18 protein-coding genes are annotated in these 20,432 nt (G+C 58.6%); 11 read left to right on the top strand and 7 right to left on the bottom strand.

The window, feature by feature from the left end:
- Window positions 1-88 precede the first annotated feature (88 nt).
- The 7 genes from AC1RL4_RS23660 to map form a co-directional block, all read right to left on the bottom strand.
- A complete protein-coding gene (locus AC1RL4_RS23660) occupies window positions 89-493 on the bottom strand; it encodes a SufE family protein (RefSeq protein ID WP_019581029.1) in 405 nt (134 codons plus the stop codon).
- A complete protein-coding gene (locus AC1RL4_RS23655; protein WP_230174323.1) occupies window positions 490-1,695 on the bottom strand; it encodes an aminotransferase class V-fold PLP-dependent enzyme in 1,206 nt (401 codons plus the stop codon). The genes AC1RL4_RS23660 and AC1RL4_RS23655 overlap by 4 nt, the downstream gene beginning before the upstream one ends.
- A 94-nt stretch (window positions 1,696-1,789) precedes the next feature.
- Window positions 1,790-2,824: a 2,3,4,5-tetrahydropyridine-2,6-dicarboxylate N-succinyltransferase gene (gene dapD / locus AC1RL4_RS23650; RefSeq protein ID WP_204125311.1), complete on the bottom strand. Its 1,035-nt coding sequence runs from the start codon at window positions 2,822-2,824 to the stop codon at window positions 1,790-1,792.
- 33 nt (window positions 2,825-2,857) lie between these two features.
- Complete coding sequence (locus AC1RL4_RS23645; protein ID WP_018927023.1) at window positions 2,858-3,220, bottom strand: ArsC family reductase; 363 nt, start codon at window positions 3,218-3,220, stop codon at window positions 2,858-2,860.
- A gap of 291 nt (window positions 3,221-3,511) precedes the next feature.
- Window positions 3,512-4,711 carry a succinyldiaminopimelate transaminase gene (dapC, locus tag AC1RL4_RS23640; RefSeq protein ID WP_018927022.1) on the bottom strand — a complete coding sequence of 400 codons (1,200 nt, stop codon included), beginning with the start codon at window positions 4,709-4,711 and terminating at the stop codon, window positions 3,512-3,514.
- A 226-nt stretch (window positions 4,712-4,937) separates the two neighbouring features.
- Window positions 4,938-7,640, bottom strand: coding sequence for a [protein-PII] uridylyltransferase (locus tag AC1RL4_RS23635; RefSeq protein ID WP_493120289.1), 2,703 nt, complete (start codon window positions 7,638-7,640; stop codon window positions 4,938-4,940).
- Window positions 7,641-7,685: 45 nt separating this feature from the next.
- Complete coding sequence (gene map / locus AC1RL4_RS23630) at window positions 7,686-8,468, bottom strand: type I methionyl aminopeptidase (protein ID WP_018927020.1); 783 nt, start codon at window positions 8,466-8,468, stop codon at window positions 7,686-7,688.
- A 372-nt stretch (window positions 8,469-8,840) separates the two neighbouring features.
- On the opposite strand from map, the gene rpsB reads away from it, so the two are divergent.
- From rpsB to lpxD, 11 genes are all read left to right on the top strand, one after another.
- Window positions 8,841-9,578: a 30S ribosomal protein S2 gene (gene rpsB / locus AC1RL4_RS23625; RefSeq protein WP_018927019.1), complete on the top strand. Its 738-nt coding sequence runs from the start codon at window positions 8,841-8,843 to the stop codon at window positions 9,576-9,578.
- Between the two features lie 190 nt (window positions 9,579-9,768).
- A complete protein-coding gene (gene tsf / locus AC1RL4_RS23620) occupies window positions 9,769-10,632 on the top strand; it encodes a translation elongation factor Ts (RefSeq protein WP_018927018.1) in 864 nt (287 codons plus the stop codon).
- A gap of 210 nt (window positions 10,633-10,842) precedes the next feature.
- The gene (gene pyrH, locus AC1RL4_RS23615; RefSeq protein WP_003198235.1) at window positions 10,843-11,586 is read left to right on the top strand and encodes a UMP kinase; all 744 of its coding nucleotides are present in this window, start codon (window positions 10,843-10,845) and stop codon (window positions 11,584-11,586) included.
- On the top strand, window positions 11,583-12,140 hold the full coding sequence (gene frr, locus AC1RL4_RS23610) for a ribosome recycling factor (RefSeq protein ID WP_007940501.1): 558 nt from the start codon (window positions 11,583-11,585) through the stop codon (window positions 12,138-12,140). The genes pyrH and frr overlap by 4 nt, the downstream gene beginning before the upstream one ends.
- A gap of 14 nt (window positions 12,141-12,154) precedes the next feature.
- Window positions 12,155-12,910, top strand: a complete 756-nt coding sequence (gene uppS, locus AC1RL4_RS23605) for a polyprenyl diphosphate synthase (protein ID WP_007940503.1) — start codon at window positions 12,155-12,157, stop codon at window positions 12,908-12,910.
- Complete coding sequence (locus AC1RL4_RS23600; RefSeq protein WP_028939206.1) at window positions 12,910-13,716, top strand: phosphatidate cytidylyltransferase; 807 nt, start codon at window positions 12,910-12,912, stop codon at window positions 13,714-13,716. The genes uppS and AC1RL4_RS23600 overlap by 1 nt, the downstream gene beginning before the upstream one ends.
- Window positions 13,713-14,903 carry a 1-deoxy-D-xylulose-5-phosphate reductoisomerase gene (gene ispC / locus AC1RL4_RS23595; protein ID WP_493120285.1) on the top strand — a complete coding sequence of 397 codons (1,191 nt, stop codon included), beginning with the start codon at window positions 13,713-13,715 and terminating at the stop codon, window positions 14,901-14,903. Before AC1RL4_RS23600 ends, ispC begins: the two co-directional genes overlap by 4 nt.
- Before the next feature lie 52 nt (window positions 14,904-14,955).
- Entirely contained in the window at window positions 14,956-16,308 is a 1,353-nt protein-coding gene (gene rseP, locus AC1RL4_RS23590; protein ID WP_019581022.1) for a sigma E protease regulator RseP, read from the top strand.
- A gap of 72 nt (window positions 16,309-16,380) precedes the next feature.
- Window positions 16,381-18,759 (top strand): outer membrane protein assembly factor BamA, encoded by a 2,379-nt coding sequence (bamA, locus tag AC1RL4_RS23585; RefSeq protein WP_019581021.1) that lies wholly within the window; start codon window positions 16,381-16,383, stop codon window positions 18,757-18,759.
- Window positions 18,760-18,804: 45 nt separating this feature from the next.
- Window positions 18,805-19,308: an OmpH/Skp family outer membrane protein gene (locus AC1RL4_RS23580; RefSeq protein WP_007940508.1), complete on the top strand. Its 504-nt coding sequence runs from the start codon at window positions 18,805-18,807 to the stop codon at window positions 19,306-19,308.
- Between the two features lie 3 nt (window positions 19,309-19,311).
- Window positions 19,312-20,367, top strand: a complete 1,056-nt coding sequence (gene lpxD, locus AC1RL4_RS23575) for a UDP-3-O-(3-hydroxymyristoyl)glucosamine N-acyltransferase (RefSeq protein ID WP_028939208.1) — start codon at window positions 19,312-19,314, stop codon at window positions 20,365-20,367.
- The last annotated feature ends 65 nt before the right edge of the window (window positions 20,368-20,432 follow it).

Here is a 20,432-nt window from a genome sequence, read left to right as displayed (position 1 = left end):
GGGAATCCAGCCCGGGACGCTCCGCGTCCCTTCCAGAGCCGAACACGGAGCGTCCGTGGAGGCATTCCCACACAGAGCGTGGGAACGATCAGTGCGCTAGCTCACGCATCCGCTGCAACACCGCATTCAAGCCATTGCTACGGGACTGGGACAACTGGCGACCCAGCCCCAGCTGACTGAACCAATCCGCCAAATCCACCTGCCGCAACTCAACCGCTGACAACCCATTGACCCGCGCCAGCAGCAACGCCACCAACCCGCGAATCAATCGCGCATCGCTGCTGGCGCTGAATTGCCAGTGCCCATCCTGCAACGTGCCGACCAGCCAGACCTGGCTTTCACAACCGTGCACGCGGTTGGCGTCGACTTTATCCACATCGCTCAACGCGGGCAGACGGTCGCCCCATTGCATCAGCAACCGCGCCCGCTGTTCCCAGCTCGCCGCCTGCTGAAACGTGTCCAGTGCCGTGACGGCATCCGCGGGCAGTGTCATCGCAACAACTCCAGGGCCTGATCCAGTGCTTCGAAAAAACGCTCAAGGTCTTCGGAATTGTTATACAGCGCCAACGACACCCGAATCGCCCCCACCAGTTCAAAGCTTTTGAGCAACGGCATGGCGCAATGATGACCGGCGCGCACGGCGATGCCCTGTTCAGTCAGCAAATGCGCCAGATCAGAGTTATGCACACCTTCGACGACAAAACTGGCCAGCGCCAGTTGCGGTTTGCCCAGCAGGCGAATGCCGTTGCGCGCTTCCAGGCCCTTGAGCAGATAGTCATGCAGCGCCGCTTCGTGGGCGGACACGGCGTCCTGATCCAGCCCCGCGAGGTAGTCCAGCGTTGCGCCCAGACCGATCACACTGGCGATCGGCGGTGTACCGGCCTCGAACCCCAGCGGTGCGGACCGAAAGCGAGCATCGTGGTAGTTGGCATCCAGCACCATTTCGCCGCCGAACTGCCAGGGGCGCAGTTGTTGCAGCGCTTCGTTACGTCCGAACAGCACGCCCAGGCCATCGGGGCCGTAGAGTTTGTGGCTGGAAAACACGTAGAAGTCGCAGCCCAGTGTCTGCACATCGTGTCGGCCATGAACCACGCCTTGGGCGCCGTCGATCACGGTCAGCGCGTTGTGTGCCTTGGCCATCGCCAACAGCGCGGGCAACGGTTGCCAGGCGCCCAGCACGTTGGACAGCTGGCTGACCGCCAGCAAACGGGTGCGCGGACCGATCAACTGCGCGGCGACATCCAGGTCGATCAAACCATCGACATTCAGCGGCAGGATCACCAGCTTCAGGTCGCGACGGTGGGCCAGTTGCTGCCACGGCAACAGGTTGGCGTGGTGCTCCAGAGCGCTGATGACAATTTCATCGCCCGGATTGAAAAGGTGTTCCAGGCCATAGGCCAGGAGGTTCAGCGCGGAAGTCGCACCGTGGGTAAAGATAATCTGCCCGCAATCGCCGGCATTGAGCCATTGCGCAACTTTGCGGCGGCTGTCCTCGAACGCCTGGGTGGCATGGGCGCCAGGCAAGTGTTGCGCCCGATGCACGTTGGCCGCGCCGTTGGCGTAGTAATGCGCCAGGGCATCCAGCAGGGCTTGAGGTTTTTGCGTGGTGGCGGCGTTGTCCAGATAGGTCTGGTCTTGCCGTTGCAGTGCGGCGATGGCCGGGAAATCGGCGCGCCAGGGAGAAGGAATCATCATGTTGTTCGGCCCTGGTGACATGGGCGGGTGTACGCCTGACCTTGTAGGAGCGAGCGATGCGGCGCTCCTACAAGGTGATCGTTTGACGCTCTGCTTAGTTGTGAGCGTGCAGCGCTTCGTTCAGTTCGATGGCCGACTTGTGGGTTTTGCACTCCACGGCACCGGTTTCCGAATTGCGGCGGAACAACAGGTCAGGTTGACCGGCCAGTTCACGGGCTTTAACCACTTTGACCAGCTGATTCTTTTCGTCGAGCAGCGCCACCTTGGTGCCGGCCGTCACGTACAGGCCCGACTCAACGGTGTTGCGATCGCCCAACGGGATACCGATACCGGCGTTGGCGCCGATCAGGCAGCCTTCGCCCACCTTGATCACGATGTTGCCGCCACCCGACAGGGTGCCCATGGTCGAGCAGCCGCCGCCCAGGTCCGAACCCTTGCCGACGAACACGCCAGCCGACACGCGGCCTTCGATCATGCCCGGGCCTTCGGTGCCAGCGTTAAAGTTAACGAAACCTTCGTGCATCACGGTGGTGCCTTCGCCCACGTAGGCGCCCAGACGAATACGTGCCGCGTCAGCGATACGCACGCCGGCCGGTACCACGTAGTCGGTCATTTTCGGGAACTTGTCCACCGAGAACACTTCCAGCAGCTCGCCGCGCAAGCGGGCTTCCAGTTGATGCTCGGCCAGTTCGGACAGGTCGATCGCACCCTGGCTGGTCCAGGCCACGTTCGGCAGCAGCGGGAAGATCCCGGCCAGGTTCAGGCCGTGCGGCTTGACCAGACGGTGGGACAGCAGGTGCAACTTGAGGTAAGCCTCAGGCGTGGAGCTCAGTTGCGCGTCTTCGGCCAGCAGTGTGGCAACCAGCGGCTTGTGGCTCTCGGCCAGACGGGTCAGCAAGGCAGCCTGGGCTGCGTCGACGCCTTTGAGCGCTTCGGCCAATTGCGAGGCTTGAGCAGTGCTGAAGGCGATGGCCTGATTGCCTTCGGTGTAGCCCAGAACCGGTGCAATGGCAGCGACCAGTTCGGCCGAAGGGTTGAGCAGTGGCTGCGCGTAAAACACTTCCAGCCATGCGCCTTGACGGTTTTGAGTGCCGACACCAAAGGCCAGGCTGAACAGGGTAGTGGACATGTTGATACCTCTAACAAAATGGAACGGGCTGCCTTACTTGAGTGCGGCCGCGTAGATATCTGGCTTGAAGCCAATCAGGGTTCTGTCTCCGAGATCGAGCACCGGGCGCTTGATCATCGAGGGTTGTGCGAGCATCAATTCGATGGCTTTCGGCTGGTCGAGATCGGCTTTGCGTTCGTCGTCGAGCTTGCGAAAGGTCGTGCCTGCACGGTTCAACACCACTTGCCAGCCGTGCTCCTCGCACCATTGGGTCAGGTGTTCACGGTCGATTCCGACCGCTTTGTAATCATGAAAGTCATAGCTCACAGCGTGTTCATCGAGCCAGGTGCGCGCCTTTTTCATGGTGTCGCAGGCTTTGATGCCGAAAAGGTGCAACGTTTTGCTTGAAACGGTCAAGGAATTGCCCCCTTTACAGGTGCTGAAAATAAAAGGTGACGGATTATGCCATGACCGGACGGTTTCGCGTCGGCTGTGGTCGGGTTTGTCTGTTTGAAGTGTTCAACGATTCGGCGAGAAGCGCAGGCGGTGGCGTTTCGGATGGGGTTGTTGGAGCTCTACAGCCTGAGTTGGCATCTGCTCGGTGATGGTTTTTGGCGATGTTTTTTGGTGAGGGGGGGCTGAAAAGATTGCAGGCAACTTGATATGCGAAGTGCCCGCGCCAGATTGCCTGGCACGGGCATTCAGGGGTTACTTGTGGCGGGTAATGAAGGCGCGAATCCGTTCAGCCGCCTCAACGCACTCCGCCAGTGGCGCGACCAGCGCCATCCGCACACGCCCGGCTCCCGGGTTGACGCCATCTACTTCACGGGACAGGTAGGAGCCTGGTACTACGGTCACGTGTTCCTCGGCAAACAGATCCCGGCAGAACGCCGCGTCGTCGCCTTCAACGTTTGGCCACAGATAGAAACCGCCATCCGGGCGCTGCACATCCATCACCGGGCTGAGGATTTCCAATACCGCATCGTACTTCTCACGGTACAGCGCACGGTTGGCCCGCACATGCACTTCGTCGTTCCACGCTGCAACGCTGGCCAGTTGCGTTTGAACCGGCATCGCACAGCCGTGGTAAGTGCGATACAGCAGGAAACCCTTGAGGATGTCTGCATCGCCGGCCACAAAGCCCGAACGCAGGCCTGGCAGGTTGGAGCGCTTGGACAGGCTATGAAACACCACGCAACGCTTGAAGTCTTTGCGGCCTAGTTCCACACAGGCGCTGAGCAGGCCGGGTGGCGGGGTCTGTTCATCGAAGTACAGTTCGCTGTAGCACTCGTCAGCGGCGATCACGAAATCGTATTCGTCGGCCAGGGCGATCAGTTTTTTCAGGGTTTCAACCGGGATCAACGCGCCGGTCGGGTTGCCCGGCGAGCACAGGAACAGGATCTGGCAACGCTTCCAGATGTCTGGCGAAACAGCGTCGAAATCCGGGTTGAAGCCGTTTTCGTCAAGGCATGGCAGGTAATGCGGCTTGGCTCCGGCCAGGAACGCCGCGCCTTCGTAGATCTGATAGAACGGGTTCGGGCTGACCACCAGCGCGTCTTCACCACGGTTGACCACGGTCTGGGTGAAGGCGAACAACGCTTCGCGGGTGCCGTTGACCGGCAGCACGTTGCGCGCGGGGTCGAGCCAGCCATTTGGAACACTGAAACGGCGTTCGCACCATGCGGCGATCGCTTCACGCAGGGCCGGGATGCCGAGGGTGGTCGGGTACACGGCCATCTGATCCAGATTGCTTGCCAGGGCTTCGGCGACAAAGCTTGGCGAGCGATGCTTCGGTTCGCCGATGGACAGCGCGATGGCGCGTTTGTCCGGGTTTGGCGTGACGCTGCCGAGCAGGGCGCGGAGCTTTTCGAACGGGTAGGGCTGCAACTGGTTCAGAGCGTTGTTCATGGAGGCCTCGTTCAATGTGGGAGGACTAATGTGGTGTAGGGGGCTTGTTGTGGCGAGGGGGCTTGCCCCCGTTCGGCTGCGGAGCAGTCGTAAAACCTTTGCATGCGGTGTATCTGATACATCGCGGTGTAGGTTTTGGGGCCGCTTCGCAGCCCAGCGGGGGCAAGCTCCCTCGCCACAACAAGCCCCCTCGCCACAGGCGCTCCCACAGGGGGATTGGGTTAATTCAGATGCTGATGCGCGAATGTTTGATATCGGGTTCCTGGTTGACGCTCAGCTGTTTGACGATTGCATCCTGCAAACGACTGCACAGCAACGGGTCGGATAGCGGCTGATTGTTGGCGTCGGTGATGAAGAACACGTCTTCCACGCGCTCGCCCAAGGTGGCGATCTTGGCGTTCTGCAACGACAAGTCGAACTCAAGGAAGATCGTGCCGATTCGTGCCAGCAACCCAGGACGGTCGGGTGCACTGAGTTCCAGCACGGTCACCGGACGCTGGGCATCGTTGTGGATCGTCACTTGTGGCGCAAAGGCAAAATGTTTGAGCTGACGCGGCACCCGACGCTGGATAATCGTTGGGTAGTTGTCCGGATTGCGCAGGGCTTCGGTCAAGCCTTCGCGAATCTGCTTGACCCGCGCCGGGTTGTCGCCGATCGAGTCGCCATCGGTGTCGAGCACGATATAGGTGTCGAGGGTGAACTGGCTGCTGGAGGTGATGACCCGGGCGTCGTGAATGTTCAGGTTGAGCTGGTCCATCGCCGCCACGGTCACGGCGAAGAAGTCGTGCTGGTCCGGCGCATAAATGAAGATCTGCGTACCGCCCTCGAACTCGCGCTGGGTGGTTTCCTTGATCAGCACCAGCGGGCCGCCGTCGGCCGGCTGCTGCAAGATTGCATCAGTGTGCCAGGCCACGTCGCCGGCGGTGTGACGCAGGAAGTAGTCATCGCCCAGTTGTGCCCACAACTGCTCGACGTCGTCCGGGTCGGTGCCGCCGCGTACCAGAATGTCCAGCGCTGCGCTTTGGGTCTGGCGGATCTGTTCTTCGCGATCCACCGGGTTTTCCAGGCCGCGACGCAAGGCGCGCTTGGTCTCGGTGTAGAGCTGGCGCAACAGGCTCGCGCGCCAGGAGTTCCATAGCGTCGGGTTGGTCGCGTTGATGTCGGCAACGGTCAGCACATACAGATAATCGAGGCGGGTTTCATCGCCGACAATCTGCGCGAAATCGTGGATCACATGCGGGTCGGACAAGTCCTTGCGCTGGGCAGTGGTCGACATTACGAGATGGTTTTGCACCAGCCAGACGATCAGGCGGCTGTCCCAGATCGGCAACTGATGGCGCTGACAAAAGGCTTCGGCGTCCACTGCGCCGATTTCCGAGTGGTCGCCATGCCGGCCCTTGCCGATGTCGTGGTACAGGCCGGCCAGGTAAATCAACTCCGGCTTGGGCAGTTTGGCCATGAGCTTGCTGGCCAGCGGGAATTTTTCCGACACCTGGGTGTACTGCAACTTACGCAGGTGCTTGATCAGGTTCAGGGTGTGCGCGTCGACCGTATAGATGTGGAACAGGTCGTGCTGCATCTGCCCGACAATAAAGCCGAACTCTGGCAGATAACGCCCAAGGATCCCGTAACGGTTCATCCGCCGCAGGTTGCGGTGGATACCGATCTTGCACTTGAACAATTCGATGAACAGGCTGGTATTGCGAATATCGTTGCGGAAGTCGTCGTCGATCAAATGACGGTTCTCGCGCAGCAGGCGGATGGTGTCGGCGCGTACGCCTTTGATCTCCGGCTGCTGGGCCATCAGCACGAAGATTTCGAGCATGGCGAACAGCGTGCGGCGGAACACATTGTTGTTGCGCGCCTCGATGTAGCCGTCGTGCAGTTGGAATCGCGAGTTGATTGGCTGCGGCGGTGCTTCGTCTTCGGGGGCCAGGATCACTTCTTCGAAGTGCTGGATGATCAAGTCGCTGAGCTGGGCAATGCTCATGACCACCCGGTAGTACTGCTGCATGAAGTTTTCGATGGCGTGCTTGGCGTCATTGCCGACGAAACCCAGCAGCCCGGCAATCGTGCGCTGGTGGTCGAACAGCAGGCGGTCTTCGGCGCGGCCGGCGAGCATGTGCAGCGCGTAACGCACTTTCCACAGGAATTCCTGGGACGAAGCCAGCAAGGCGTTCTCGCTCTCCACCAGGAAACCTTCGCCGGCCAGGGCCCGCAGGTTCAGGGTGCCGTACTCACGACGGGCGACCCACAGAATCGTCTGGATATCCCGCAGGCCACCGGGCGAGCCCTTGACGTTGGGTTCCAGGTTGTACTCGGTGTCGTTGTATTTGTGGTGACGGGCTTTCTGCTCGGCGCGCTTGGCCAGGAAGAACTCCTTGCTGGGCCACATGTGCGCGGTGCTGGTCACGTCCAGCATGCGCTGGCGCAGGCGCTCGGGACCGGCAATGGTGCGGCTTTCCATCAGGTTGGTGATCACCGTCAGGTCGGCGCGGGCTTCCTCGGCGCATTCGTCAACCGAGCGAACGCTCTGGCCGACTTCCAGGCCGATGTCCCACAGCAACGTCAGAAAACGCTCGATTGAATCGCGGAAAATTTCGTGGTCGGCGCCGTCCAGCAGGATCAGCAGGTCGATGTCGGAGTAGGGGTGCAACTCGCCACGACCGTAGCCGCCGACCGCGACCAGCGCGATGTCGGCTTCGAAGTTCCAGTTGAATTGCTCCCAGGCCTTTTGCAGGATGTTATCGACGAACCAGGCACGATCCTCGATCAACCGGCGAATCTCCCGGCCGCTGCGAAACCGCTCGTCGAGCACTTCGCGCGCCTGACGGATCGCCTTCTTGAAAGCAGCGATAGGGCTTGCCTTCAGGGCCAGTTCAGCCTGGAACTGGCCGCGGTCGAAGAGTTCGGGATCCACCTGCGGCATCGATTGGCTTTCCTTTCTATAAGGCTGGGAACGGCGCGGGCGGGATCAGGCCGAAACGCGCGGGATGGTATCGTCGCTGCGCAGGGTGAAGATCTCGTAGCCGGTGTCGGTCACCAGCAGAGTGTGTTCCCATTGCGCCGACAACTTGCGGTCCTTGGTGATCGCGGTCCAGCCATCGCCCAGCACCTTGGTGTCGGCTTTGCCCTGGTTGATCATCGGCTCGATGGTGAAGGTCATGCCGGCTTTCAGTTCCATGCCGGTGCCGGCGCGGCCGTAGTGCAGGATCTGCGGTTCTTCGTGGAACACCTTGCCGATGCCGTGGCCGCAGAACTCGCGAACCACCGAGAAACCGTTCTTTTCCGCGTGCTTCTGGATCACTTCACCGATATCGCCCAGACGGCAGCCGGGTTTGACCAGTTCGATGGCCTTGTACATGCATTCCTGCGTCACCTGGGACAGACGCTCGGCCCAGACTGGCACGGTGCCGACGTGGAACATGCGGCTGGTATCGCCATGGTAGCCGTCCTTGATCACTGTGACGTCGATGTTCAGCGTGTCGCCATCCTTCAACGGCTTCTCGTTCGGAATGCCATGGCAGACCACGTGGTTGATCGAGGTGCAGATCGACTTCGGAAAGCCCTTGTAGTTGAGCGGGGCAGGAATGGCTTTCTGCTCGTTGACGATGTAGTCGTGGCAGATGCGGTCCAGCTCTTCGGTGGTAACGCCCGGCTTGACATAATCGGCAATCATTTCCAGCACATCGGCGGCCAATTTGCCGGCGATCCGCATTTTTGCGATGTCCTCTGGGGTTTTGAGGGTGACGGTCATACAGGCTCTCTCTGCGCTCAATGGCGCCTTCTAAAACGAAATGGGCATTGCGCGAACGATCGTCGCGGCCCTGAAAAACGCAATTCTATCAGACGATCAGGGCAAATCTGAGCTTCTGTGCATCGCTTCTCTCTATAGGATGGCGCATTCTTGGGGGATTCCAAGGGCGGGATCAAAAGCATTCGCCAGGTTTTCAGAATGCGGGTTCCGTTTTTTCCGGCCTTGTGATATAAAATGCGCCGCTTTCCGGGGTACCCTGAAAAGCTTAAATCCACACACGTGTCGACACGATGACCTGGGTGCCTTCAGCTGATGCTGCTGGTTGGTCATTGGGATACGTGGAGGCCAAACCCGACTTATTAAGGAACTATCATGTCCCAAGTCAACATGCGCGATATGCTGAAGGCCGGTGTGCACTTCGGTCACCAAACCCGTTACTGGAATCCGAAAATGGGTAAGTACATTTTCGGCGCGCGTAACAAGATTCACATCATCAACCTTGAAAAAACCCTGCCAATGTTCAACGAAGCTCTGACTTTCGTAGAGCGTCTGGCCCAGGGCAAAAACAAGATTCTGTTCGTCGGCACCAAGCGTTCCGCTGGCAAGATCGTTGCTGAAGAAGCAGCACGTTGCGGTTCGCCGTACGTCGATCACCGCTGGTTGGGCGGCATGCTGACCAACTTCAAAACCATCCGTGCTTCCATCAAGCGTCTGCGTGACCTTGAAGTGCAAGCTGAAGACGGTACTTTCGCCAAGCTGACCAAGAAAGAAGCGCTGATGCGCACTCGCGATCTTGAGAAGCTGGATCGTTCCCTGGGTGGTATCAAGGACATGGGCGGTCTGCCAGACGCTCTGTTCGTTATCGACGTTGATCACGAGCGCATCGCGATCACCGAAGCCAACAAGCTGGGCATCCCGGTTATCGGCGTAGTCGATACCAACAGCAGCCCGGAAGGCGTTGACTACATCATCCCAGGCAACGATGACGCAATCCGCGCTATCCAGCTGTACATGGGTTCGATGGCTGACGCTGTTATCCGTGGTCGCAACAATGTTGCTGGCGGCACTGTAGAATTCGTAGCTGAAGAAACTCAGGCTGCAGCTGAGTAATTGACGCCCTGGCGTTGACTCAGTAAGCAAAAAGGGGGCTTGGCCCCCTTTTTGCCACCTCGAAAACCATTTGTCGGCGCCCACTGCTTTATCTGTAACGTGCGGCAGCTAACAAGGGTGGTTCGGGAAGAATTGATCGCCCGTTCGATCGGGTGGAATGGTTGAAAACCTATCCAAGAGGAATTTGAAAATGGCAGAGATTACTGCAGCGTTGGTCAAAGAACTGCGCGAGCGTACCGGCGAAGGCATGATGGACTGCAAAAAGGCCTTGACCAAGGCTGGCGGCGACATCGAAAAAGCCATTGATGACATGCGCGCTTCGGGCGCCATCAAGGCTGCCAAGAAAGCCGGCAACGTTGCCGCTGAAGGCGCAATCGCTCTCAAGGAAGACGGTAAATCCGCCGTCCTGCTGGAAGTGAACTCGCAGACCGACTTCCTGGCTCTGCAGGACGACTTCAAGGCATTTGTTGCTGCCAGCATTGAAAAAGCGTTCGCTGACAAACTGACCGATGCTGCTCCGCTGATCGAAGCGCGTGAAGCTGATCGTCTGGTTCTGGTTGGCAAAGTTGGCGAAAACGTCAACATTCGTCGCCTGGCTCGCGTTGAAGGCGATGTTGTTGGTGGCTACCTGCACGGCAACAAGATTGGTGTTGCGGTTGTTCTCAAGGGCGGCGACGTTGAGCTGGCCAAAGACATCGCTATGCACGTAGCGGCTACCAACCCTGAATTCCTGCTGCCGTCGGAAGTTTCCGCTGAAGCGATCGAGCGCGAGAAAGGCGTGTTCCTGACCCTCAACGCTGACAAGATTGCCGGCAAGCCAGAAAACATCGTTGAAAACATGGTCAAAGGCCGTATCAGCAAGTTCCTGGCTGAAGCGAGCCTGGTTGAGCAGGCGTTCGTCAAGAACCCTGAAATCAAGGTCGGCGACCTGGCTAAGAAAGCCGGTGCTGAAATCGTTTCTTTCACCTACTTCAAAGTGGGCGAAGGCATCGAGAAGCCAGTAGACAACTTCGCAGAAGAAGTTGCTGCCCAGCTGGCTGCCAGCAAGCAATAAGACGGTTTTTTAACTGTCGCCCTGAAGAGGCTGCCCGCTTACGCGCGCAGCCTCTTTTCAGATGGGGTTGCCAATTTTATTTGGTTTCCTTTTGGAACTGGCTTACAAAGCCATGTTCCGATGGCGCTGAAGCAGCGCCAAGCTAGAGTGAACGCCAGCTGTAAACAGCTCGCAAAGAATTTTTAAAATACGCCGCAGGAGAGATTCGCAATGGCTCAGCAGGGCAGTGGTTATCAGGCTCGCTATAAACGCATTCTACTCAAGCTTAGCGGCGAGGCCCTGATGGGCTCGGAAGAGTTCGGGATCGATCCGAAAGTTCTGGATCGCATGGCACTGGAAGTTGGCCAGCTGGTTGGCATCGGTGTTCAGGTCGGTCTGGTGATCGGCGGGGGTAACCTGTTCCGCGGCGCAGCGCTCAGTGCAGCCGGTATGGATCGGGTCACTGGCGACCACATGGGCATGCTGGCCACTGTGATGAACGCCCTGGCGATGCGCGATGCGCTGGAACGTGCCAATATCTCGGCCATCGTGATGTCGGCCATTTCCATGGTTGGCGTGACCGATCACTATGATCGCCGCAAAGCCATGCGCCACCTGAACTCCAAGGAAGTCGTGATTTTCGCGGCCGGTACTGGCAACCCGTTCTTCACTACGGATTCGGCTGCCTGCCTGCGCGCAATCGAAATCGATGCCGATGTGGTGCTCAAGGCAACGAAGGTTGATGGCGTCTACACCGCTGACCCGTTCAAAGACCCGCATGCCGAGAAGTTCGATCATCTGACCTACGATGAAGTGCTGGATCGCAAGCTGGGTGTGATGGATCTGACGGCCATTTGCTTGTGCCGCGACCACAAGATGCCGCTGCGCGTGTTTAATATGAACAAACCCGGTGCCCTGTTGAATATCGTACATGGCGGCGCTGAAGGAACCCTGATCGAGGAAGTTCAACAATGATCAACGAAATCAAGAAAGACGCTAAAGAGCGCATGCAGAAATCCGTAGAATCGCTGGCGCACAACTTCGGGCGTATCCGTACCGGCCAGGCGCACCCAAGCATTCTGGAAGGCGTGATGGTTCCGTACTACGGCGCTGACACTCCGATCAAGCAAGTGGCGAACATCACCGTTAAAGACGCCCGTACCCTGCAAGTCGTTGCCTTCGAGCGCAACATGCTGGGCGCGGTCGACAAGGCTATCGGTAGCGCTGGCCTGAATCTCAACCCGACCAACCTGGGTGAGTTGCTGCTGATCTCCATGCCAGCCCTGACTGAAGAAACCCGCCGGGGCTTCACCAAGCAGGCTCGTGATGTCGCTGAGGATGCCCGTGTTGCCGTGCGCAACATCCGTCGCGATGCAAACAGCTCGCTGAAGGACCTGGTCAAGGAAAAGGAAATCAGTGAAGACGAAGAGCGTCGCGCCACTGGCGAGATCGACGATCTGACCAAGAAGTTCGTGGCTGAAATCGACGCTAAGCTGGCGGAAAAAGAAAAAGACCTGATGGCCGTATAAGGGTCGAGTTTCAAATGGACAAGACCAAGCAGACTGCGCCGTCCGCGGTGCCGCGCCATGTCGCGATCATCATGGATGGTAATAATCGTTGGGCGAAAAAACGCTTTATGCCGGGTGTCGCCGGGCATAAAGCGGGTGTGGATGCTGTTCGTGCGGTCATCGAGGTGTGTGCGGAGTCCGGGGTTGAGGTATTGACCCTGTTTGCATTCTCCAGTGAGAACTGGCAGCGCCCGGCCGATGAGGTCAGTGCCTTGATGGATCTGTTCTTCAGGGCGCTGCGTCGCGAGGCCAAGCGCCTGAACGACAACAACATCAGTTTGCGCATCATCGGCGACCGTTCGCGTTTTCATCCGGAGCTTCAAGCTGCCATGCGTGAAGCCGAGGCGATGACTGCCGGCGCCAATCGTTTTATCCTGCAGATCGCCGCCAACTACGGTGGTCAGTGGGACATCGCGCAAGCCGCGCAACGTCTGGCGCGCGAAGTTCAGGCCGGGCATCTGCGCCCGGAAGACATCACTCCCGAGCTGTTGCAAACCTGTCTGGCGACCGGCGATCTGCCGTTGCCGGACTTGTGCATCCGTACCGGTGGCGAGCATCGCATCAGCAACTTCCTGCTGTGGCAGCTGGCTTACGCCGAGTTGTACTTCTCCGACCTGTTCTGGCCGGACTTCAAACACGACGCCATGCGCAATGCGCTGGCCGATTTCGCTTCTCGCCAGCGTCGCTTCGGTAAAACGAGCGAGCAGGTCGAGTCTGGAGCCCGGGTTTAATGCTTAAACAACGAATCATCACGGCACTGATTCTGCTGCCGATTGCCCTGTGCGGGTTTTTCCTGCTTGAAGGGTCCGGTTTTGCGCTGTTTATCGGGCTGGTGGTGACGCTGGGGGCATGGGAGTGGGCACGCCTGGCAGGTTTTGCTGGCCAGGCGATCCGTGTTGCTTTTGCAGCTGTGGTCGCGCTGATGCTGTTTGTCATGCACATCCTGCCGGGGCTCGCGCCTTGGGTGCTGGGCGCCTCGGTGCTCTGGTGGGGCGTGGCCACCTATCTGGTGCTGACTTATCCACGGTCCAGCGAACACTGGGCCAGTGCTGCCTGCAAACTGGCGATCGGCTTGTTGATTCTGTTGCCGGCCTGGCAAGGTCTGATCCTGATCAAGCAGGAGCCCTTGGGCAACTGGCTGATCATGGCCGTGATGGTGCTGGTCTGGGGCGCCGATATCGGTGCGTACTTTTCCGGCCGAGCCTTCGGCAAGCGCAAGCTGGCACCACAGGTCAGCCCTGGCAAGAGCTGGGAGGGCGTGTACGGCGGCTTGCTGCTGAGCCTGGTGATCACGGCAATCGTCGGTTTTGCGCGGGGCTGGAGTTTCGCTCAGATGCTGATGGGCCTGTTCGGTGCCGCGATCATCGTGTTCATTTCGGTGGTGGGCGACCTCACCGAAAGTATGTTCAAGCGCCAGTCGGGGATCAAGGACAGCAGTAATCTGCTGCCGGGGCACGGCGGTGTGCTGGACCGCATCGACAGTCTGACAGCGGCGATTCCGGTGTTCGCTGTGTTGCTGTGGATGGCGGCATCGTGAGTCGCCCACAACAGATTACCGTGCTGGGGGCGACCGGCTCGATTGGTCTGAGCACTTTGGACGTCATCGCCCGTCACCCCGAACGCTATCAGGTATTCGCCTTGAGCGGTTTCACTCGTTTGAGTGAGCTGCTGGCGCTTTGCGTGCGTCATGCGCCACGTTTCGCGGTCGTGCCGGAATCAGGCGCTGCCCGGGGCTTGCAGGACGAATTGCATGCGGCTGGCCTGTCGACCCGTGTTCTGGTGGGAGAGGAGGGCTTGTGTCAGATCGCCTCGGATCCAGAAGTCGATGCGGTAATGGCGGCGATCGTCGGGGCGGCGGGTTTGCGTCCGACCCTGGCGGCGGTCGAGGCCGGCAAAAAGATTCTTTTGGCCAATAAAGAAGCGCTGGTAATGTCCGGTGCGCTGTTCATGCAGGCCGTGCGTAAAAGCGGTTCGGTACTGCTGCCGATCGACAGCGAGCACAACGCGATTTTCCAGTGCATGCCGCAGGATTTCTCCCGTGGTTTGAGCGCGGTCGGTGTACGGCGGATTTTACTGACAGCCTCTGGTGGTCCGTTTCGGCAGACGCCCCTTGCCGAACTGGCACATGTTACCCCCGAGCAAGCGTGTGCTCACCCGAATTGGTCCATGGGGCGCAAGATTTCGGTGGATTCGGCCAGCATGATGAACAAAGGGCTCGAGCTGATCGAGGCCTGCTGGCTGTTCGACGCTACGCCCTCTCAGGTCGAAGTGGTGATTCACCCGCAAAGCGTGATTCATTCGCTGGTCGACTATATCGATGGTTCGGTGCTGGCGCAGTTGGGTAATCCTGATATGCGCACGCCAATTGCCAATGCCCTGGCCTGGCCAGAGCGGATCGACTCGGGTGTTGCGCCGTTGGATCTGTTCGCCATCGCTCGCCTGGATTTCCAGGCACCCGATGAAGAGCGTTTCCCTTGCCTGCGCCTTGCGCGTCAAGCCGCCGAGGCTGGTAATAGCGCGCCGGCCATGCTCAACGCCGCGAATGAAGTGGCTGTTGCGGCCTTTCTCGACGGACGGGTTCGCTATCTGGAAATCGCGAGTATTATCGAGGAAGTATTGAACCTCGAGCCTGTGGTTGCGGTTGATGATCTCGAGGCAGTGTTTACGGCCGATGCGAAAGCACGGGTACTGGCCGGGCAATGGTTGAGTCGTCACGGCCGATAAGTGCTGCAATACGTTGGCCCATGCAGCACCGATAGGATTGCGGAGAAAGTAGATGAGCGCGCTCTATATGATTGTCGGCACCCTGGTAGCGCTGGGCGTGCTGGTCACCTTCCACGAATTCGGCCATTTCTGGGTCGCACGTCGCTGTGGGGTCAAAGTGCTGCGTTTCTCCGTGGGCTTCGGCATGCCGCTGCTGCGCTGGCACGACAGCAAAGGCACTGAATTCGTGGTTGCCGCCATCCCGCTGGGTGGCTACGTGAAAATGCTCGACGAGCGCGAAGGTGAGGTGCCGGCCGATCAGCTCGATCACGCCTTCAATCGCAAGTCCGTCCGTCAGCGCATTGCTATCGTGGCAGCCGGTCCGGTTGCCAACTTTCTATTGGCGATGGTGTTTTTCTGGGCTCTGGCAATGCTGGGCAGCGAGCAGGTGCGCCCGGTTATCGGCGCGGTCGAATCCGGCAGTATCGCCTCCAGGGCAGGTTTGAGCCCGGGGCAGGAAATTATTGCCATCGATGGCGAGCCAACTTCCGGCTGGGCTGCGGTGAACCTGCAACTGGTCCGCCGCCTGGGCGAGAGCGGTTCCCTTCAAGTGCTGGTCCGCGAACAGGGCTCCACCGTGGATTCGCCTCGTGAGCTGATGCTGGACAAGTGGCTCAAGGGTGCTAACGAGCCGGATCCTATTCACTCGCTGGGTATTCGCCCCTGGCGTCCGGCATTGCCGCCGGTGCTGGCCGAAATTGATCCGAAAGGGCCAGCGAAGGCTGCGGGTCTGAAGGCCGGTGACCGTCTGTTGGCCCTTGATGGCAAGGCACTGGATGACTGGCAGCAAGTAGTCGACATCGTCCGTTTGCATCCGGATACCAAAATCATGCTGCGCGTTGAGCGCGACGGTGCTCAAATCGACGTCCCGGTGACGCTGGCCACGCGCGGCGAGAGCAAGGCACCCAGTGGTTATCTGGGCGCTGGGGTGAAAGCGGTCGATTGGCCACCAGAGATGATTCGCGAAGTCAGTTACGGTCCGGTGGCCGCGATTGGGGAGGGTGCCCGACGCACCTGGACCATGAGCGTGCTGACCCTCGACTCGCTCAAGAAAATGTTGTTCGGCGAGCTCTCGGTAAAAAACTTGAGTGGACCGATAACCATTGCTAAAGTGGCGGGCGCTTCTGCCCAGTCGGGCATCGCTGATTTCCTGAATTTCCTTGCTTATCTGAGTATTAGCCTGGGTGTTCTGAATTTGCTGCCCATTCCTGTACTGGATGGGGGGCATTTGTTGTTTTATCTGATCGAGTGGGCGCGTGGTCGTCCCTTGTCGGATCGGGTGCAAGGTTGGGGGATACAGATCGGTATCAGTTTGGTGGTCGGGGTGATGTTGCTTGCTCTGGTCAATGATCTGGGTCGACTGTAACGCTTCGCTGAATTGCGAATCTGCCGCATTTTGCGGCAGTTTTTATTGCCAGTTGGAATAAGAAAGGACTTCATGAAACGTCTGCTGCTAACTGCGGTTCTCACCGTATTGATGATCGCCGAAGTTCACGCCGAGTCCTTCACTATCTCTGATATTCGCGTCAATGGCCTCCAGCGGGTCTCCGCGGGTAGTGTCTTTGGTGCCTTGCCGTTGAACGTCGGCGAGCAGGCGGATGATCGTCGCCTGGTGGAATCCACTCGTGCGCTGTTCAAAACCGGGTTCTTTCAAGATATCCAGCTGGGCCGTGAAGGCAACGTCCTGGTCATCACTGTAGTCGAGCGTCCGTCGGTCGCCAGTATCGAGATCGAAGGTAACAAGGCGATCTCCACTGAAGACCTGATGAAAGGCCTCAAACAGTCCGGTCTGGCCGAAGGCGAGATCTTCCAGCGCGCGACCCTCGAAGGTGTGCGTAACGAACTGCAGCGTCAATACGTCGCTCAGGGCCGCTACTCGGCTACCGTCGACACCGAAGTGGTGCCGCAGCCGCGTAACCGCGTTGCCCTGAAGGTCAACATCAACGAAGGCACCGTAGCGGCGATCCAGCACATCAACGTGGTGGGCAACACTGTCTTCCCTGAAGAAGACCTGATCGACCTGTTCGAACTCAAGACCAGCAACTGGCTGTCGTTCTTCAAGAACGATGACAAGTACGCCCGTGAAAAACTCTCCGGTGACCTGGAGCGTCTGCGCTCCTATTACCTGGACCGTGGCTATATCAATATGGATATCGCTTCGACCCAGGTGTCCATCACCCCGGACAAGAAACACGTCTATATCACCGTCAACGTCAACGAAGGCGAGAAATACACCGTTCGTGACGTGAAACTCAGCGGCGACCTGAAAGTGCCTGAAGACCAGGTCAAGTCCCTGCTGCTGGTTCAGAAAGGCCAGGTGTTCTCGCGCAAGTTGATGACCACCACCTCCGAACTGATCACCCGCCGCCTGGGTAACGAGGGTTACACCTTCGCTAACGTCAACGGCGTGCCTCAGCCTCACGACGAAGACCACACGGTCGATATCACGTTCGCTGTCGATCCGGGCAAGCGTGCTTACGTGAACCGCATCAACTTCCGTGGCAACACCAAGTCCGAAGACGAAGTGCTGCGCCGTGAAATGCGTCAGATGGAAGGCGGCTGGGCTTCGACCTACCTGATCGACCAATCCAAGACCCGCCTGGAACGCCTGGGCTTCTTCAAGGAAGTCAACGTCGAAACGCCGGCCGTGCCGGGTGTCGATGATCAGGTTGACGTGAACTACAGCGTTGAAGAACAGGCTTCCGGTTCGATTACCGCCAGCGTCGGTTTCGCCCAGAGCGCCGGTCTGATCCTTGGTGGTTCGATCACTCAGAACAACTTCCTGGGTACCGGTAACAAGGTCAGCATCGGCTTGACTCGCAGTCAGTACCAAAGCCGTTATAACTTCGGTTATGTCGACCCCTACTGGACAGCTGACGGTGTGAGCCTGGGTTACAACGCTTTCTATCGTACGACCGACTACAAAGACCTCGATGTCAACGTAGCCAGCTACGCCGTAGACAGCCTGGGTGCAGGTGTCAGCGTTGGTTACCCGATCAGCGAGACTTCGCGTCTGACGTTTGGTTTGTCTGCACAACAAGACAAGATCAAGACGGGTCTTTACACCGTCGACGAAATCTTCGACTTCGTTAACAAGGAAGGTGATCAGTACCTCAACTTCAAGGCGTCGGCCGGTTGGTCTGAATCCACCTTGAACAAAGGGGTACTGGCGACCCGTGGTCACTCCCAGAGCTTGACCGCGGAAGCCACGACACCGGGCAGCGACTTGTCGTTCTTCAAGCTCGATTATCGCGGTCAATTGTTCCAGCCGTTGTCTGAAAACTACACCATGCGCCTCCACACCGAGCTGGGCTATGGCGATGGCTATGGTTCGACCGACGGCTTGCCGTTCTATGAAAACTATTATGCAGGTGGTTTCAACTCGGTTCGTGGCTTCAAGGACAGCACCCTCGGGCCTCGTAGTACGCCGAGCCGGGGCGTGAACCCGGGCACCGCAACCGATCCGGACCAGGATCCACTACCGTTTGGTGGTAACGTCCTGATTCAGGGTGGTGTAGAAGTTCTGTTCCCTCTGCCGTTCGTGAAAGATCAGCGTTCCTTGCGCACTTCGGTATTCTGGGACGTGGGTAATGTGTTCGATTCGACTTGCAAGCAGAGCACCAACGCCGATGGTTCCAAGTCCAACACTCAGTGTAACGACGTCAGCCTGAGCAATATGGCCAGTTCGGTGGGTGTCGGTGTGACATGGGTTACCGCCCTTGGTCCGTTGAGCTTCGCCTTGGCGATGCCAGTCAAAAAACCGGACAGCAATGCCGAGACTCAAGTGTTCCAATTCTCCCTCGGCCAGACGTTCTAAGCGTCTGACCCAAGATAATGACAATGGATTTTGTAGGAGTGCATCGTGCGTAAGTTGACTCAATTGGTTCTCCTGGCGACCGTGCTGGTTGCAGGTCCGGCTTTTGCCGACATGAAAATCGCCGTTCTGAACTATCAGATGGCACTGCTGGAATCCGATGCGGCGAAGAAATACGCCGTGGATGCCGAGAAAAAATTCGGCCCGCAACTGACCAAGCTCAAGAGCCTGGAAAGCAGCGCCAAGGGTATCCAGGACCGTCTGATGGCCGGTGGCGACAAGATGCAGCAAGGCGAGCGTGAACGTCTGGAGCTCGAGTTCAAGCAAAAGGCCCGTGATTTCCAGTTCCAGTCCAAGGAGCTGAACGAAGCCAAAGCCGTTGCCGACCGTGAAATGCTGAAGCAGCTCAAGCCGAAACTGGACAGCGCTGTGGAAGAAGTCATCAAGAAAGGTGCTTATGACCTGGTCTTCGAGCGTGGCGCAGTGATTGATGTCAAGCCTCAGTACGACATCACTCGCCAGGTTATCGAGCGCATGAATCAGCTGAAGTAACCCATGACAGCGACTATAAAGCTCGGCCAGCTGGCCGAGTTCCTCGGCGCCACCTTACGTGGCGACCCGGAGAAAGAAATTACTGGGCTGGCCACTTTGCAAGAGGCTGGCCCAGCTCAGTTGAGCTTTCTGGCAAATCCTCAATACCGTAAATACCTGGCTGACAGTCAGGCCGCAGCCGTGCTGCTGAAGGCCGCTGATGCTGAAGGTTTTGCCGGTGATGCGCTGGTGGTGGCAGATCCATATGTGGCCTATGCGCGCATTTCCCATCTGTTCGATCCCAAGCCCAAGGCGCCGGCCGGTATTCATCCGACAGCGGTAGTGGCGGCGGATGCGGTGGTCGATCCGGCGGCGAGCATCGGTGCCTTTGCGGTCATCGAAAGTGCAGCGCGTATTGGCGCCGGTGTGACCGTTGGTGCGCATTGCTTCATCGGTGCACGCTGCGAAATTGGCGAGGGTGGCTGGTTGGCCCCGCGCGTCACGCTGTATCACGACGTGCGCATCGGCAAACGGGTGGTGATTCAATCCGGTGCCGTGCTCGGTGGTGAAGGCTTCGGTTTTGCCAACGAGAAAGGTATCTGGCAGAAAATTGCCCAGATCGGCGGCGTCTCGATCGGAGACGACGTGGAAATAGGCGTAAATACCGCTATCGATCGTGGCGCGCTGGCCGATACCGTCATTGGTAATGGTGTGAAGCTCGACAACCAGATTCAGATTGCCCACAACGTCCAGGTTGGTGACCACACTGCCATGGCCGCGTGCGTGGGAATTTCCGGCAGCACCAAAATCGGCAAGCATTGCATGCTCGCCGGTGGCGTAGGGCTGGTGGGGCATATCGACATTTGCGACAACGTTTTCCTGACCGGGATGACCATGGTGACCCACTCGATTACCGAGCCGGGTTCCTATTCTTCCGGTACGGCGATGCAACCGGCAGCCGAATGGCGCAAAAGCGCGGCACGTATCCGTCAGCTCGATGACATCGCGCGACGTCTGCGACAGCTGGAAAAGCGTGTAGGGGACGTGACCCCTGACGGTAATGCTTCATCAGATGGCTGATACCATTTCCATATCAAGTGTGCACAGCCGCTAGACTGCCTCCCTTGATTTGCTAGAGGAGTGCG

Source organism: Pseudomonas sp. GW822-FHT07A10, from assembly GCF_058798795.1.
Note: the sequence above shows the minus strand (reverse complement) of the source record. Positions and strands in the feature narration are given on the sequence as shown.